The sequence below is a fragment of the Siminovitchia sp. FSL H7-0308 genome, from assembly GCF_037980985.1.
Classification (GTDB): Bacteria; Bacillota; Bacilli; order Bacillales; family Bacillaceae_C; genus Siminovitchia; species Siminovitchia thermophila.
On record NZ_CP150282.1, the window covers coordinates 3,011,677 to 3,027,413 of the forward strand.

Annotated in this window: 18 protein-coding genes; 12 read left to right on the plus strand and 6 right to left on the minus strand. The window is 32.9% G+C overall.

The window, feature by feature from the left end:
• Positions 1–223: 223 nt before the first annotated feature.
• The 5 genes from MHB50_RS14315 to MHB50_RS14335 are packed head-to-tail and all read right to left on the minus strand — an operon-like array spanning position 224 to position 3,702.
• Positions 224–1,228, minus strand: a complete 1,005-nt coding sequence (locus MHB50_RS14315) for a HAMP domain-containing sensor histidine kinase (RefSeq protein ID WP_139345691.1) — start codon at positions 1,226–1,228, stop codon at positions 224–226.
• Positions 1,229–1,233: 5 nt separating this feature from the next.
• The gene (locus MHB50_RS14320; protein ID WP_339164430.1) at positions 1,234–1,917 is read right to left on the minus strand and encodes a response regulator transcription factor; all 684 of its coding nucleotides are present in this window, start codon (positions 1,915–1,917) and stop codon (positions 1,234–1,236) included.
• A gap of 19 nt (positions 1,918–1,936) precedes the next feature.
• Positions 1,937–2,668, minus strand: a complete 732-nt coding sequence (locus MHB50_RS14325; protein ID WP_339164431.1) for an ABC transporter permease — start codon at positions 2,666–2,668, stop codon at positions 1,937–1,939.
• On the minus strand, positions 2,661–3,518 hold the full coding sequence (locus MHB50_RS14330) for an ATP-binding cassette domain-containing protein (protein ID WP_339164433.1): 858 nt from the start codon (positions 3,516–3,518) through the stop codon (positions 2,661–2,663). Before MHB50_RS14330 ends, MHB50_RS14325 begins: the two co-directional genes overlap by 8 nt.
• A 10-nt stretch (positions 3,519–3,528) precedes the next feature.
• Entirely contained in the window at positions 3,529–3,702 is a 174-nt protein-coding gene (locus MHB50_RS14335; RefSeq protein ID WP_171973966.1) for a hypothetical protein, read from the minus strand.
• A 1,116-nt stretch (positions 3,703–4,818) separates the two neighbouring features.
• Here MHB50_RS14335 and MHB50_RS14340 point away from each other — a divergent pair.
• The 4 genes from MHB50_RS14340 to MHB50_RS14355 all read left to right on the plus strand — a co-directional run bounded on the left by MHB50_RS14340 (position 4,819) and on the right by MHB50_RS14355 (position 8,222).
• Positions 4,819–5,442 carry a TetR/AcrR family transcriptional regulator gene (locus tag MHB50_RS14340; RefSeq protein WP_340084001.1) on the plus strand — a complete coding sequence of 208 codons (624 nt, stop codon included), beginning with the start codon at positions 4,819–4,821 and terminating at the stop codon, positions 5,440–5,442.
• Entirely contained in the window at positions 5,443–6,315 is an 873-nt protein-coding gene (locus MHB50_RS14345) for an alpha/beta hydrolase (protein ID WP_340084003.1), read from the plus strand. It abuts the gene before it with no gap.
• A gap of 60 nt (positions 6,316–6,375) precedes the next feature.
• Positions 6,376–6,975, plus strand: coding sequence for a class I SAM-dependent methyltransferase (locus tag MHB50_RS14350; protein WP_340084004.1), 600 nt, complete (start codon positions 6,376–6,378; stop codon positions 6,973–6,975).
• 413 nt (positions 6,976–7,388) lie between these two features.
• Positions 7,389–8,222 (plus strand): hypothetical protein, encoded by an 834-nt coding sequence (locus tag MHB50_RS14355; protein WP_077735371.1) that lies wholly within the window; start codon positions 7,389–7,391, stop codon positions 8,220–8,222.
• A 332-nt stretch (positions 8,223–8,554) separates the two neighbouring features.
• Here MHB50_RS14355 and MHB50_RS14360 read toward each other — a convergent pair whose 3' ends face one another.
• On the minus strand, positions 8,555–9,142 hold the full coding sequence (locus MHB50_RS14360; RefSeq protein WP_340084005.1) for a hypothetical protein: 588 nt from the start codon (positions 9,140–9,142) through the stop codon (positions 8,555–8,557).
• Positions 9,143–9,313: 171 nt separating this feature from the next.
• On the opposite strand from MHB50_RS14360, the gene MHB50_RS14365 reads away from it, so the two are divergent.
• From MHB50_RS14365 to MHB50_RS14400, 8 genes are all read left to right on the plus strand, one after another.
• Positions 9,314–9,775, plus strand: coding sequence for a hypothetical protein (locus tag MHB50_RS14365; protein WP_340084006.1), 462 nt, complete (start codon positions 9,314–9,316; stop codon positions 9,773–9,775).
• A complete protein-coding gene (locus tag MHB50_RS14370; RefSeq protein ID WP_340084008.1) occupies positions 9,772–10,350 on the plus strand; it encodes a hypothetical protein in 579 nt (192 codons plus the stop codon). The genes MHB50_RS14365 and MHB50_RS14370 overlap by 4 nt, the downstream gene beginning before the upstream one ends.
• Entirely contained in the window at positions 10,340–11,953 is a 1,614-nt protein-coding gene (locus tag MHB50_RS14375) for a hypothetical protein (RefSeq protein WP_118889934.1), read from the plus strand. Before MHB50_RS14370 ends, MHB50_RS14375 begins: the two co-directional genes overlap by 11 nt.
• Before the next feature lie 90 nt (positions 11,954–12,043).
• Positions 12,044–13,105 (plus strand): DNA cytosine methyltransferase, encoded by a 1,062-nt coding sequence (locus MHB50_RS14380; protein WP_340084010.1) that lies wholly within the window; start codon positions 12,044–12,046, stop codon positions 13,103–13,105.
• 75 nt (positions 13,106–13,180) lie between these two features.
• The gene (locus tag MHB50_RS14385) at positions 13,181–13,366 is read left to right on the plus strand and encodes a hypothetical protein (RefSeq protein WP_095312477.1); all 186 of its coding nucleotides are present in this window, start codon (positions 13,181–13,183) and stop codon (positions 13,364–13,366) included.
• A 101-nt stretch (positions 13,367–13,467) separates the two neighbouring features.
• On the plus strand, positions 13,468–13,782 hold the full coding sequence (locus tag MHB50_RS14390; RefSeq protein WP_095312475.1) for a YdcP family protein: 315 nt from the start codon (positions 13,468–13,470) through the stop codon (positions 13,780–13,782).
• A 12-nt stretch (positions 13,783–13,794) separates the two neighbouring features.
• Positions 13,795–14,175 carry a YdcP family protein gene (locus tag MHB50_RS14395; protein WP_095312472.1) on the plus strand — a complete coding sequence of 127 codons (381 nt, stop codon included), beginning with the start codon at positions 13,795–13,797 and terminating at the stop codon, positions 14,173–14,175.
• Positions 14,175–15,515 carry an FtsK/SpoIIIE domain-containing protein gene (locus MHB50_RS14400; RefSeq protein WP_340084011.1) on the plus strand — a complete coding sequence of 447 codons (1,341 nt, stop codon included), beginning with the start codon at positions 14,175–14,177 and terminating at the stop codon, positions 15,513–15,515. Before MHB50_RS14395 ends, MHB50_RS14400 begins: the two co-directional genes overlap by 1 nt.
• Positions 15,516–15,737 lie beyond the last annotated feature (222 nt).

The following is a 15,737-nucleotide window of genomic DNA, read 5'->3' on the forward strand; positions in this document are numbered from 1 at the left end:
TCCGCCACCAGGTGGGCAAAGACAGACAAAAACGGTTTTATCATCATTGAACAGAAGCACTCTTCCACTTCCCCAGTTATAAGGAATCCTTATTGCATTCTTAAATACTGTTGACAAGCGGCATTTATTAATTACTATTTTATACCTTTTTTACTTAGCAAATACACTTCTGAATCTAAATCATTGATTTATCTAACATGAGCCTATCACGTGCATTCTTTCTCTATATTTTAGTTAGTACAATCCTTGTGCCAGAATCATTGCTCTCTATTAGAATGTGAAGATTTAACAACTTAGGAACTTCATTAATAATATTTAGCCCTTTTTGATTCGATTGCTGAAGTTGTTTTTTTAAATCAAAACCCACACCATCATCGGTTATTGTCAACTGTTCTTGATCATTTTCTTTAACACCTTCTATAGTTAGATGACTAGCCTTAGAGTGGTATAAAACATTTTGCAAAATATTATCAAGTAGTCTTTCAAACCATACTCTATCCAACTTCCAAACAATATTAGATTCTATATTGCTGGTACAATTTATTTTCTTATGTCTTAAAGCATTGTTCCATTTTTCGATAATGGCAATTATGCAGTCATTTAAGCTGACCGGCGACATATGAGTAATGATAGAGTCCGGATTCAGATAATTCTTATGATATATTCGGTCGCTTAGCGTCGATATTATATCTGCATTTTTATTAATTTCTTCTATCGCTTCTTCGACGTTTTGTTGCGTTTTTAGGTAGAATAAATTAATTTTTATGAGAGATAACGGCGTTTTAATATCATGTGAAAGTTGATCTAAATATCTTTTTCTAATTTCTTCTGATTCCCTATATTTATCCTGATTATATTTTAATCTATCAATTAATATATTTATCGACTCACCCAGATGGTTCATTTCGCTATTTTTTAACACCTGGAGCTCTACTGGCTCTGGATAGTTTTCGTCTTTCGCTATCCCCCTTATAAGATGTGAAAGAAGCCTTATTTCAGATGAAATATTTATAATCATTTTTGATAGGAAGAAAACGTATAATAAAACCATAATGAAGAAAAGAGAAAAAATATATAAATAATGTTCATGTGCTATAAAAGGAGTATCAGTCCCATTGATATAATCGTGTATTAAATGGGCTAAGAATACGATATAATTTGACATGATAAAGGCAATTGGAAAGAACAAGATAGAGATAAGCGTGAAAAAGTAAATCTTTTTTTTCAATAACATCATTCCTTTTGATCTGTTAATTTGTATCCATAACCATAAATAGTTTGAATTAACTTGCCTTTAATATCCACTTTATTTCTTAAACTATTTATATACACATTTAGGGAATTTTCTTGACGGCTACGACCTTCTACTCCCCACACATGATTTATTATTTGCTCCCTTGATAAACTAATATTCATGTTATCAAACAAGTAAAAGAATATCTTATTTTCAGTCTCACTTAATGGTATTCTGTTTCCCGTTACACTATCTACAATTAAATGTGCCCGTTTATCGACTATTATTCCATCTAAATAGACAAGGTCTCCATACTTGTCCTTCAATAGATTTTTAAGCCTCGCAATAAGTTCTAAAGGTTCAAAGGGTTTAGGTATAAAATCGTCACCCAATTCTAAGCCTTTGATTTTATCATCAAGTTGACTATGCGCCGTGAGAAAAACGACAGGCTTGTTAGGATAAACCATTTTTATCCGTTTACAGACCTCATATCCACTATCGAACGGTATCTCGACATCTAACAAAAAAATATCGACATTGTCTAAATCCGAATAATTAAATCGATTATCTGTTTTCACAATCACCTTATTAAAATAATCACTCAAGAATATATTTAGAAACTTTGATATATCTGGATCATCTTCGAGAACAAAAATGTTTGACTTTTTAAGTATATTCTCCACGATCAGACTCCTTCTTTCCTTACAAATTCTTTTTATAAATTAATCTCAGGTTGATCATTAGCATAATGGCGTTTATTAAAAATAACAGGGCTATGCCTATAATAGTGGGAGTCATGCCTCCCTCATAATAGTATCCATTATCAATGACGAATAGTCCGAGTCTATACCCAAATGCTGTCGGAATGTAAAAGGAAAAAGGTGCCGCCATTAGAATCATTGACAATAAAGAAACACCTATCCCAATAGATATGCTTGCTACTATATTCTTAGTTAATTGGATGACAGCTGCAAACACTAGTGTAATGGTTGTAATCACTATTATATTAAGGATTATATAAGAGGATATTAAGCGAAGAATATTCTCTATATTCCCGTCTATAACAAAATAGAAAACAGACAAAATAAATAATTGCATTACACAAATGGCTGACATAATGATTGTAGAGACAAGTATTTTTGAAAAAAGTAATTGATAACGTGGAATATTATACGTTATCCAATCTAAATACATTTTGTTCTTGAATTCGATATAAAAAATAAAGGAGATTAACACACTAGAAATGATCGGTAACATCATGAAATACTGATTATAATAAGTAAAGTAAAAACCACTATCCAAGCTTATATCTTTATTATTTATAGCAAAATTAGCGAAGTTCATGAGTAAAGGAATCAAGCTAAGTACTGCAATGACTAGTATTACCTTTTCACTTTTAACTTTAATCCATTCATTTTTAATCAACTTAAACATAGCTTTTCACCTCTATCAAATCTGTAGACATCAACTTGATATACAAGTTTTCCAAAGTTAGGTTTTGCACATCACTATATACAAAATCGTTAGTCGTCTTTAGATTATTGAAATTGGTTTCGCTTAAAATAAAGTAGATTTCTTTTTTATTATCTTCCAATAAAGTAATAGCTTGTTTAACGTTTTGATGATCAGGTATTTGTTGCACCCGACCAAACATATATATATCTTCGTTATTATCAATTTCTAATATTTTTTTGCCTTCCCTCATAAATAGGAAAGTATCCGTAACGAAAGAAACTTCATTTAAATTATGACTAGAAATGACAATGGTTCTTTGTTTGCCTTTTAGGTTCTGTTCGATGAGATTTCGCATATCTTTCATCCCCATAGGGTCTAATCCATTAGTAGGTTCATCCAACAGTAATAAATTTGGATTTCCCATCAGCGCTTTTGCTACACCCAATCGTTGTTTCATCCCCATAGATAATTCTTTAAACTTTTTATGCTTCGCATCGGGTAAGCCAACTATTCCTAATAAATCATTTACAATTGAATCATTGTACTCTATATCAGCATATGAGGCATGCAGCTTTAGGTTTTCTACACAAGTTAAATTTGGATAAAAGGCAGGATATTCAATTAATTTACCTATTGTCACATGGTTATAATCTTTGAAAATGTCCCCCTTGTATTCTATTACATTTAATAAAGCCTTAAATAACGTGGTTTTCCCTGCCCCATTGGGACCTAATAGTCCATATACTTTACCTCTTTTTAATTTCATATTTATGTTATTTAGGATGTTATGTTTCCCCACTTTGAAACGAACATTTTTTAAAGTAATCATATTATCCTCCCTAATTGTTATAGACAATTAAAAGTAAAATCACACTAAAGATATAAACAACAAATAAGAATAAAGCTGGTTTAAAATTACTTCCCTTAAAACCGTTTTTAACAATTTCTACTATAAATAAGGCAGCGGATAGCAAAAACGAAACAACTGCCAGCATTATAAACACCTTTACCATACTTCCGACCTCCTTGATTTATGTTCTTGTCTATACAGTAATACATGATTATTAAAAAAAATTTAATTTTTATGATATACAATCATAGAATAAGTCAACAAGCTACTAAATATAATTAAAAAATTACCTATTCATCCTCACACCGTACAACATTTTTTGTGGGTATAAATAAGGCTTCAGTCAATGGTATGTAGGAATTAAACGAATTTTAAATAAACATTAAAGAAGTAATAAAATTGGAACTGATTTTTTGCGCTTACAGCCATCAACTTTATTAGTCGATTAGCTAAAACATACTAAGATTAGTATGTTTTGTGTAAAAAAATCCCAATCATCGCTACGTCAACATATTTCGCTTTCCGCGGGCCCGGCTTCAGCTTCCTCGGAAAGCAAAGGTCGCTTTCCTGCGGGATCTTCAGCTCGAGCTATTCCCCGCAGGAGTCTACATATGTTGACTACGCTAAAAGCTTGCGTATTATACACTGGGACCATTTATCCGGCATGTAAGGTGCCGTAAGCCTCCCACTTCAAAATCTTGAGTGAACACAAAAGGTCCAAGTGGGAGAAAACGGCACCTAAATGCCCGATTGGTTCAACTAACATTTAGTAGGAGCCCTACTGAATGAAGTTTCACTTTATCCCGCATGTAAGGTGCCGTAAGCCTCCCACTTCAAAATCTTGAGTGAATACAAAAGGTCCAAGTGGGAGAAAACGGCACCTAAATGCCCGATTGGTTCAACCATTCAGTAGGAGATGGAAGAAAACTCCTATTGAATGAAGTTTCACTGTATTGTTCGTTTTTTAATCAGATGATTTAGTTGTGTTCCAGCTTCTTTTGGTAGGAAACCAAGTATTTATACTTTTTATCCGTTTTTTTATTGGATTAAATGCTGTTAAATAGGCATTCCCAAACTAAATTTTCCTATCAAATATTACGAGTTATCAATGATATGAGGTGTGCAACAAAAAGTTCTTATCCAGTTATTGCTGTTTCGAAAAACGTTACAAATCATTTTTATCCTATTTTCCTAATTCAACTTATTTACCTTATAGGTAAATTATGTTAAAGTTAATTGACCTAACAGATCAATTAATAAATCCGCAAAGGTGATTATCATGCAATTAAAGCTTTTGAATCTGGAACCCAAAAGAAGAGGTGCTATTTTAAATGCTGCACTAAAAGAATTTTCCATGAAAGGATTTGATGATGCCTCAACGAATGTTATTGCAAAAGAGGCTGGTATTTCAAAGGGGCTCATGTTCCACTATATAAAGAGCAAGAAGGATCTTTTTCTATTCCTTTATGATTATTGCACTGACATGATTCATAAAGAATATCTTGATTTAATGGATTTGAATCAAAAAGATATTTTTGAAAGGATTCGACAATCATATATACTCCAGATTGAGTTACTACAACAGCATCCTTGGATATTTGACTTTATTAAAATTACTGGCACTACGAATTCCGATGAAATCAATAAGAATCTAGAAGGAAAAGTAAATGAAAAGCTAGCACGATGCCAAGAGGAAATGTTTGAATTTGTTGATGAAACTAAATTCAGAGAAGGATTGAACCTTGAAAGATGCAAACAGGTTATCTTTTGGGCGAATGTTGGTTTTACAAATCAGATTCTGGAAGATCTTCGGAACTTAGAATTTACTGAATTAGATTATGACAAAGTGCTTGCAGAACTAGATGGTTATCTTAATGAACTCAAGAAGATCTTTTATAGATGAATGTATCTGGACTACCCAACTACCTTTCAGAAAAGGAGTGGGGATGTATTCATACCAGCTGCCGGGATGGTCGGACTTGATTACCTGAATCTGCATCATAAAGTTAGTACATATACAACATCAGTCATTTATGATCGATTGGGAACTGGATGGAGCGATCATGTTAAGCTTCCTCGAAGTGCCATTGAAGTCACTGATGAATTGCGAAATGTATTGCATACGGCTGGTGTTTCAGCTCCCTACCTGTTCGTCGGTCATTCGCTGGGCGGAATCTACGCGCAGCGGTATGCTCAACGATTTCCAGATGAGGTAGCTGGGATGATTTTGCTAGAACCACCTCACGAGGACTTTCGCACCAATACACCGAAGTTTAAAAAACGTTACCTCCTTCAGCAGAGTTTTACTATCCTTCGGGCACTCTTGACTTACAAAAAATCCTTTCGTGCTTTATTTAATCAAATGTTTGCAACTTGGCCAGACGAAATCCGTGAACTACTAATTAAATATCATCTCAAGACATTATCTAAAACGTTTACAGAAAGAAAAAACTTAAATAGCCAAATCTATGAAGAAATACGTAAAGGAGGAAAACTGCCAGATATTCCGTTGATCGTATATACAGCGATGGGAATCGACCCATTCATGACTCCAATCACAAGCAAATCATTTCTTCGTGATACACATGATCCATTCAATCACATTAAAAATATTGTTTACACAAAATTAGCAAATTCCGTTCCGCAGGGAGAACTTCGTATTCTCAGAAATGCTGGACATACCACAATCCATACTGACTGTTCAGATGAGGTAGTCGAAGCGATCAGTCATTTAATTGACTTAATTCATACACATGAAGAAAGTACATCTGAATAGAGAAATATGATGAATCACCTGGTTTTAAAAATGATTTAAATGACAGAATGGAGCGATGGTATGGACCGTCAATCATTAATTCAAAAGTTTGATGAGCAAGCAAAGAAATATAGTAAAAGACGAAAAAACAATCATGCTTATAAGTTTCGTCAACGAATTTTTCAAGAAGCTGAAGGAAAAGTATTAGAAGTTTCAATTGGTGCTGGACTTAATTTTCCCTTCTACAATAAAAATATTGAATTAACAGGAATAGATTTTAGCCATGAAATGTTAAAGTCAGCACAGGATGCTGCAAAAAATTATCCTTTTAAAACAACATTTATACAAGAAGATGTTGAATCTATTGAACTTAGCGCAAGTAGCTTTGATACGATCGTATCATCGGGAAGTTTATGCGCTTATCAAGATCCTATCCATGTTTTAAATAATTTTCAAAAATGGTGTAAGCCAAAAGGAAAGATTCTTTTGTTAGAGCATGGACTTTGCACAAACAAAACTCTGGGATGGTTACAAAAATTTTTGAATCCTTTATTGCTCAAGCTTACAGGGTGTCACCAAGACAGAAACATGACTGATATCGTTAAAAAATCTAATTTAAAAATCATTTGGGCAGAACGTCACTTTGGAGGCTATTTATATCTGATATGGGCTAAACCCTAAGCATTTCTTTTGGGCGTATTGATTGAGAAATACTGAATTTAAACGTCTACCGAAATCAATAAAAAAACTTAAAGGCCCTGTATTACCAAGGCCATTAAGTACTTGCGTATTATTCCCACTCTACTTTCACGATGCTAGTTATAGAGCAATATCATTGATTATAAAGGGTTTTAAAGAAGTATCAATCCATATAAATTGATATAAAAAATTAAAATAATGCAATTTTAATGCAATAAATGCAAATCGCAATTTAGAGTTATCACTATAAAAATTTGATATCTTTTGGTGGAACAAATGTTATAAATATCGTTTATGCACCACCTGTTCAAAAAAGGATACAACTTTATCACTATACCCAACAGACCTTAAAAGTAATGTTATAATAAAAATAGAAACACTTGAGGAGGTATAGTGTGTCAGAACGTGCTTACAGCTTAGAATTAAATAGAAATATAAGTGCAAAACAAGCGAGTAATTTTTCGATCAAGGGACGATTACACGACAGGCGGGCATTTCAATGTAGTAATCCAAACTGTCAAATTAATATGACTTGCACAAACTGGAACAAAAAAGGAATACGATATTTTTTTACACCATCATCTCAAGACGAGCTTCATGTCATTGGATGTAGTGAATTGTCGGAGGAGGAAATTAAAGAACAAGAAAAACTTGAAAGCAATCTTGCCAAGGAATCTATTCAAAAAAATGGATTAATTAAGATGACAAAATCGATTGGTAAAGCAAAAAGTAATGATAAAACTAATTTAAAAACTGAATTCTCCAGTGAGGAAACTAATCAAACAACTAATTCGAATAATAAAGTGAAAAGCGAAGCAAGACACGTCTACCCTATTGCCAGTTTTATTAATTTATTTGAAGATCCTGGACTAGACAAAGATTCACAAATCATCGCTATCGAAAATGAAAAAATTTCATTGAACGAATTATTTTTGGAAAGTAAAAATAACTTTGTTCCGTATGACTGTACACGAATAATCTACGGGGAAGCATTAATTAGAACCGCTAAGTTTGGTGATAATATGTTAGAAATTGAATTCATTAATAGTAAATTACCAAAAATTTTTTCAAATATAAAATCGGTATCTGAGAATAAGTCTACGTCTGATTTAAAAAAATTCTTAGACACAAACAAAAAAGTAGTTGTCTATTATCGAGGTAAACTAATCAAAAATGGTACTAAGTTTGAATCATTCAATGATCATGTATTTAAAGATATTTACTTTTAAGGAATCAAAACAAATCTATGATCCTTCTCCTAAAATAATTTAATGTAGATTACTTGTAGAATAAAAAAAGAATCTAAATTCTTTGATATACAAAGATTTCTAGCCCCGCTATTACTACTCTACTCCCAGTCTGTTGTAAACGTACATCATATAAAGAAAAACACAGTAGTATCATGGAGTTTGGGAGCATATGAAAACAATTAAGCCGCATAGAAAAAAGTAAAAAATGCCAGTTGTACCAAATCGGAATTTCTATTTACTATCTGGAAATAGAGCCTAAACTTAAATATTCTTAATAGGGCGTTCAAGTCTTTGAACATCTTTTCATTTGTCTAGTCACTTAACTTTTTTCCAAGTGAGTCTAACAGTTTCAAACCCACGTCAAAAACCCAGTCAAAAGTTTCACTGTTATACTCACCCAATTGGCTGTGAACAGCACGATTTAAAACACTTGAAATATCATATATCAATGAACTTTCACCGCTAGTAATGATATTGTTTTTTGATAAAATATTAGTCATTTTATTTAGACCAAATCGTTGACCATCGAGAGAGTTCTTTTCAACTAATTTAATCAATGTGCTTTCTAATTCAATTCTTAAACCTGCAAGGGCAAGTTTTGGATCTTCATATCTTAAATTGTAAAATGTATAATTATTACTTATTTCATTCTCTTTAGTACCAGTTAAAATTCCTGCTTCATCAGCATTCTTCTGGATTGCTTGCTTTTGGTCTTCTGTAATTAACTCAACTTTACCAAGACCATTTATTTCTAAAGACTTTATGTATTGAATAAACCAAGGTACTAACGCTAATACAATTAGCATTACCAAAATCGAATCGATATTTAACTCTGGTTTCAATATTCTTAACAGAAAAATTCCAATAAATAATATTGAGGCTGATAGTTTAAATTTCATTTAAGGTACCTCCAAAGACATATATATTGATTATATTAATTATTAGCAAGAAAAACATTACGAATAATGATGAAGCATTTATTTAGTGAATAATTTAATTTGAATTATTAGATTGTTTATTACCTTTAATATACAATGAAATTAAAACTGTTGCTAGAAAGGGAAAATATTATGGTCTATACTGTCTCCTCCTCGGAAAAATTAAGAAAATCCGCAGCAGATTCGGAAACGAAAGCGCTACTTTATTTAATGAATTTTCATGAAAACAATGATGATATTCACTATTTTGTTGTGGATTTTTTTAATGATTTAACTGGAATGGATCGAATGGCAGATAGACTTTGGGATATTCAATCTAAAGGAGCAAAAAACAACTCCCCAAAAGCACTAGGAAGAGAACTTGTAACATTATATAAAAACTTTGTTAGTTATTTTGAATTTGACAGTTATATTTTGTTTGTTGGGGGCGTGTCATCCACTGTTCGTATTGATTCAACAAAAAACATCTTTAAAATCGATAACATTCAAGTGAATGCACGTGAAAAATTAAAAGAGGGATTAGTCGAAGAGGCTCAATCAAAAAATTATTTTAATTCTTCTGATATTTCCGATGAAAGAATTGAGGAATTTTGAACAACGTTCTTTTCGTGATAGATGATAAAGAACCCAGTGATTACGTAAAATCTATTATTAAAGATCATATTGCTCTAATACCAAAAAATGACGAACTAACAGCAATTTTTAATGAAATTCGGAAAATTCAATCGGATAAGAAAAATACAGACCCAGTGGAAGGCGTTACCATTACTTCTATCGATCAATCCTTATACTACTATCGACATTTAACTAGTGGTCAAATAAAAACACTTGTAATAGGTAGATTAATTAATAAGAACCCATTTGAAAAAGGGTGTCCTGTTCCTTTTATAGATATCTACACTTCTTTTCCTCCTGAATCAAGAAAAGATGCATTAGAGGAGTGTAAAATTGCATTCTCAAGAGCTCTTTTCAATAAAAACTGTGCTGAAGAATTTTGGGTATTATTTAACGAAACATATAATAAAATACTTGATTATCCAAATAAAAGTGTAGAAGAAATATTTAATTTACTAGATAAAAACACAAAGCAAAACTGTCCTGACTTTGATAACTTGTCTTTAAAATACTTTATTGCAACTGTAAAAGAGGGTTTACAAAATGATAATTAAAAAGATTGCTGTGGGAAATTCACATGAAGCATATATAGAAAAAAGGTTAACAAAAGAACTAAACGTTATTTCAAGTGATGACAACAACAAAGGAAAAACTATTATTATACAGTCTTTGATGTATTGTCTTGGTAGCGAACCAGTTTTTCCATCATCTTTCAAATTTGAAGAATATTATTATATTATTGAGTTTGAATTTAATAGCACTACGTACATTATCTCAAGAAAAAAAGACACTTTTGTATTGTATGTAGAAAAATCAATATTAATATTTGATAATGTTTCCGAACTAAAAAGATACTGGACAAAAAACATATATCCACTGCCTGAAATTATAAAAAATGGAGTCCAAAGAATTGTAGATCCTGATTTATTTAATCAAATTTTCTTTGTTGGTCAGGATAAAAAGGATTCTTCAAATATTTCAAATAAAGGGTTTTATACAAAAAAGGACTTTTATAATGTCCTCTATTCTTTTGCTAGTCTAGGGGGAAAGACACTAAGTTTGGCAGAAATTTCACTTGAAAAAGCTAAATTAAAAAGCTTGAAAGAAGAAAAAAAGATTCTTTTGGAAAAAAATAAAATTTTAAATTCAAAGGATCAGTCTATGACTTATATAAGTAAACATAGCGATAGAGTAGCCTTTGAAGATAAAATAAAACAGATTGAAAATGTGAGGAAAAATTTAGTACTCTCAAAAAATGACAGGAATCGAACATTAAATCGTCGTATAAAATATGAAAATACTTTAAAAGAACTCAACTCTTTGAATAGAACAATATCAACAGGTGAATTACAATGCTTAGATTGTCATTCTACTCATATAGGGTACTCTTCTAGCATCAAAAAAAGTTTTACTTTTGATGTTTCAACTAAAGAGGTTAGAAACCAAATTATTGAATCTATCACTGAAAAAATAGATTCATATACTGAAGAACTAGATAAACAAACTAGTGAAATAAATATCTATCAACAACAGCTTCAAGAACTATTATCTGATGAAGACATTTCTTTAGAATCAATCATTCTTTACAAAGAAGATGTAACTGACATTGATAAAATTGAAGTAAAGTTAGAATCTTTAGAAAAACAAATTTCGGGGATAAACTCATCTATTAAAGAGAGTGAATCGAATAGTAAAGAAACTATTAATAAACAAAATTTACTCATGAAAGATATATTAAAGGTAATGAATGATGTATATAAACAAATTGATCCTAATGGAAATTTGATTTTTGACGATATATTTACTAAGAAAAGTCAAGTTTTTTCCGGAAGTGAAGCGACTCAATTTCATTTAGCTAAAACTTATGCTCTTGCTAAAGTTCTGAAACATCCCTATCCAATTGTTATTGATTCTTTTCGAGCTGAAGATTTATCAACAGATAGAGAACAAATTGTAATTGATTTATTTAACCAGCTAGATAATCAAGTAATATTTACAACGACATTAAAAAAGGAGGAAATTGGAAAGTATAATAATGTTTCAGAGATAAACCATATTGATTACAGTTCTCACATTCCCAGCAAAATCCTTCGAAAAGAATATGTAGATGAATTTACTATACTAACGAAAAAATTGATGGTAGATATTTTGAATTAAAATTTAATATCTTTAAAATTTCTAAAAGTATTTTAATTAGACACTTCTCATTCCGAAGTGTCTTTTTTATTTTAAAGTGAGTTGATTAAAATGAAAAATTTAACACTTGGTAGCCTTTTTGATGGAATCGGTGTCTTCCCCCTCTCTGCTTCCCGTTTTGGAATTAGTCCAACATGGGCAAGTGAGATTGAAAAAGCACCTATATCTATTACAAAACGACACTTTCCTAACATGATTCATTTTGGAGATATTACTAAAGTAAATGGTGGGGAAATTCCACCTGTTCATATCATTACATTTGGGTCACCTTGTCAGAACCTATCCAATATTGGTAAACGAGAAGGTCTTACTGGAAGTCAATCCAGTTTATTTTATCATGCAATACGAATTATAGAAGAAATGAGGTGCGCAACGAATGGAACATATCCAGTTATCGCTGTTTGGGAAAACGTCATGGGAGCTTTTTCATCAAATAACAGGCTGGATTTTAAGGCCTTGCTTGAATCGTTCACAAATACCGAAATTTCAATGCCTACTTCTGGAGTCTGGGCAAACGCTGGAATGGTTCGAGGGAATGATGTTGATATCGCTTGGCGATTGTTGGATGCCCAATATTGGGGAAAGCCCACACTCGCTCAAAGAAGAAGACGTATCTTCCTCGTGGCAGATTTTGGAGGAACACGTGCCACAGAAATACTATTTAAAGCCCGCGATTTGCAATCGATTTTTACGTCTTGCAGAGAAAGCAGGCTGTCCTCCCCCACTACCAGTAGAATATCTTCTCAAAAAGCAGGGGGGAAAATACCCATCGTCCGCCCCTTTCAAGAAAGACGCATGCGAAGTACAGCTAAAGAAAGAAACAAAAAAGGATTTCATGGAAGTTTCGGAAAAACAAACGATCCCTTCCCTACTTTGTTAGCGGGCTCTGTCAATAACTTTTCTTTTTGGTACGAAGGGAAAGAAAATGAAGGCTATATTCGGCAGCTTACTCCATTGGAATGCGAACGTTTAATGGGTTTACCAGAGGGTTGGACAGCCTTAGGGAACAAAGGTGAAGCGATTAGTGATTATGCTAGATATAAGGCAATTGGAAATGCGATTGCTGTACCATGTGCGGAATATATTATGGCTGGTATTGCTGAAGTTTTATAGATAATAAAACCAACGTATGACAAATTCTATCTGTCATGCTTTTTTTATTGCCCAAAATAAGGTGGTGTGATTTATATGGAAGAAATTGAAACGAAAGTAATGGATTGGATTGAAGACCATTTTGTTTTAAATGAGATAAAGATTGAAGACTTTCCGTTTTTTCCTCATGGAAAATTGATACGTGATAAAAATGAAGAAACGATGGTTGTTTTTTGGTGTGTAATTTATGGACGTGTGGATTATCGACTACAAGAAGCATAGGAGTGATTGACAAATGAAAGAGTATTTTCCCCGTTCCCCTCCCTTCTCCCCTTGCTTACTAATAAATAACAAAAATTAAAACAAGAAGAGAGGTCTATATAATGGAGTTAAAACATGTCATTCCAAATATGGAAAAAACGTTTGGAAATTTAGAATATGCTGGTGAAGGTAAGGTGGAACAACGCCGTATTAATGGGCGCATGACAACATTGTCACGTAGTTATAATTTGTACTCCGATATTCAACGTGCAGATGATATTGAGGTAATCTTGCCTCAAGAAGCCGGAGAGAAATTCTTTGAACATGAAGAAAAAGTGAAATTGGTCAATGCAAAAATTACCGCAGAAGGTTATAAAATTGGTGATCGCGGTTTTACAAAATACATTTTACATGCTGACGATATGGTCAAAGCATAAGGAGGAAAAAACATGAGGTTAGCAGAAGGAATTGTCATTGATAAAGAAAAGACATTCGGATTATTAAAGTTTTCGTCATTACGTCGGGAAGTGTTTTTGCAAAATGAAGATGGAACGGTATCAACAGAAGTAAAAGAACGCACGTATGATTTAAAGTCTCGTGAACAAGGACGTATGATTCAAGTAAGTATTCCTGCATCCGTTCCATTAAAAGACTTTGATTATAATGCAGAAGTGGAACTGATTAATCCTGTCGCAGATACAGTCGCAAATGCAACTTTTCGTGGTGCGGATGTGGATTGGTATATCAAGGCAGATGACTTGGTTTTAAAAGGGAAAACAGCGTCGCCAGGCACTAACACTCAAAAATCCACTCCATCCAAAGATAAATAATGAAATTTTACAAAAAAAGAGGGAAGCGAATTCGACCGAGTGACGCCTCTCTCTTTTTTCAATTTATCTTTTTTGGGTTGTTTGGTGTATGGCTCGTTTTCTTTATCCCTTTTCATATAAAGTTTTTACTTTCGACAACGTGGGAAGTTGATCCATTTCAAACTCACTTTATAAGTACGTATGGATTCAGTTCCCTAATTATTAGTTTGCTATTGATGGCAATCTGTGCATTTGTTTATTATCGGTATCGTTATAACCATCTAAAACAGTTGATGCATCGTCGAAAGCTCGCAAAGATGATTTTAGACAATCAGTGGTATGAAACAAAACAAGTGATAAATGAAGGATTTTTCAAAGATATCCCATCTAGTAAGGCGAAGGAAAAAATGACTCATTTTCCAAAGATGTATTATCGGTATGAAAAAGGCATGATTCATATTCAAGTAGAAATAACACTTGGTAAATATCAAGAGCCACTTTTAAATTTGGAAAAAAAGTTAGAAAGTGGCTTGTATTGTGAGTTAGTGACAAAGGAATTACATGATTCCTATGTGGAGTATGTGCTTTTTTATGATATGATTTCGAACCGTATTTCAATTGATGAAGTCATTGCGCAAAACGGTCGTTTAAAGCTCATGAAATCAATGGATTGGGAATACAATCAGCTGCCACATATGTTGATTGCTGGCGGAACAGGTGGCGGAAAAACGTATTTTATTCTTACATTGATTGAAGCGTTGTTAAAAACGAATGCGAAGTTATATATTTTAGATCCGAAAAATGCAGATTTAGCCGATCTAACTACTGTCATGCCTGGAGTATATTATAAAAAAGAAGACATGATGGCATGTATTAACCAATTTTATGAAGATATGATGGCTCGAAGTGAAGAAATGAAACAAATGCAAGGATATAAAACAGGGGAAAATTATGCTTACTTGGGTTTACCTCCCCATTTTCTAGTGTTTGACGAATACGTAGCTTTTATGGAAATGCTTGCTTCTAAAGAAAGTACAGCTGTATTAACGAAACTAAAACAAATTGTAATGTTAGGTCGTCAAGCCGGTTTCTTTCTTATTCTCGCCTGTCAGCGGCCAGATGCAAAGTATTTAGGCGATGGGATTCGTGATCAATTTAATTTTCGCGTTGCTTTAGGCAGAATGTCCGAACTAGGATATGGCATGATGTTCGGATCGGATGTCCAAAAACAATTTTTCCTAAAACAAATTAAAGGACGCGGGTATGTCGATAAAGGTGATGGTGTCATTTCTGAATTTTACACACCTCTTGTCCCCAAAGGACATGATTTTCTAAAAGAAATTGGAAAGTTAGTGTCATAAAGGCTGCCCAGTGCGGCGGCGTGCGAAGCGAAAGCCGACGTGCTGGGCTAAGCCTGCGTGGCGACAGCCACGCCTTAACCCCCCAATTCTAACAGGGGGGTAGAAAAACAATAAGAAACTGTTCCAAAAGCCAATAACACCTGATGGCGCAACGGTTTGGAGCATATCAAGAAGATGTCAGCTTTTAACCTTTAGTTGACATCTTTTTTTAGTTTGGAGGAA

Excerpts from the sequence above, each read along its gene's own strand:
- MHB50_RS14325 (WP_339164431.1), bottom strand. The coding sequence starts at position 2,668 with ATGTTTAAGTTGATTAAAAATGAATGGATTAAAGTTAAAAGTGAAAAG.
- MHB50_RS14330 (WP_339164433.1), bottom strand. The coding sequence starts at position 3,518 with ATGATTACTTTAAAAAATGTTCGTTTCAAAGTGGGGAAACATAACATC.
- MHB50_RS14335 (WP_171973966.1), bottom strand. The coding sequence starts at position 3,702 with ATGGTAAAGGTGTTTATAATGCTGGCAGTTGTTTCGTTTTTGCTATCC.
- MHB50_RS14340 (WP_340084001.1), top strand. The coding sequence starts at position 4,819 with ATGCAATTAAAGCTTTTGAATCTGGAACCCAAAAGAAGAGGTGCTATT.
- MHB50_RS14345 (WP_340084003.1), top strand. The coding sequence starts at position 5,443 with ATGTATCTGGACTACCCAACTACCTTTCAGAAAAGGAGTGGGGATGTA.
- MHB50_RS14350 (WP_340084004.1), top strand. The coding sequence starts at position 6,376 with ATGGACCGTCAATCATTAATTCAAAAGTTTGATGAGCAAGCAAAGAAA.
- MHB50_RS14360 (WP_340084005.1), bottom strand. The coding sequence starts at position 9,142 with ATGAAATTTAAACTATCAGCCTCAATATTATTTATTGGAATTTTTCTG.
- MHB50_RS14365 (WP_340084006.1), top strand. The coding sequence starts at position 9,314 with ATGGTCTATACTGTCTCCTCCTCGGAAAAATTAAGAAAATCCGCAGCA.
- MHB50_RS14375 (WP_118889934.1), top strand. The coding sequence starts at position 10,340 with ATGATAATTAAAAAGATTGCTGTGGGAAATTCACATGAAGCATATATA.
- MHB50_RS14380 (WP_340084010.1), top strand. The coding sequence starts at position 12,044 with ATGAAAAATTTAACACTTGGTAGCCTTTTTGATGGAATCGGTGTCTTC.
- MHB50_RS14385 (WP_095312477.1), top strand. The coding sequence starts at position 13,181 with ATGGAAGAAATTGAAACGAAAGTAATGGATTGGATTGAAGACCATTTT.
- MHB50_RS14390 (WP_095312475.1), top strand. The coding sequence starts at position 13,468 with ATGGAGTTAAAACATGTCATTCCAAATATGGAAAAAACGTTTGGAAAT.
- MHB50_RS14395 (WP_095312472.1), top strand. The coding sequence starts at position 13,795 with ATGAGGTTAGCAGAAGGAATTGTCATTGATAAAGAAAAGACATTCGGA.
- MHB50_RS14400 (WP_340084011.1), top strand. The coding sequence starts at position 14,175 with ATGAAATTTTACAAAAAAAGAGGGAAGCGAATTCGACCGAGTGACGCC.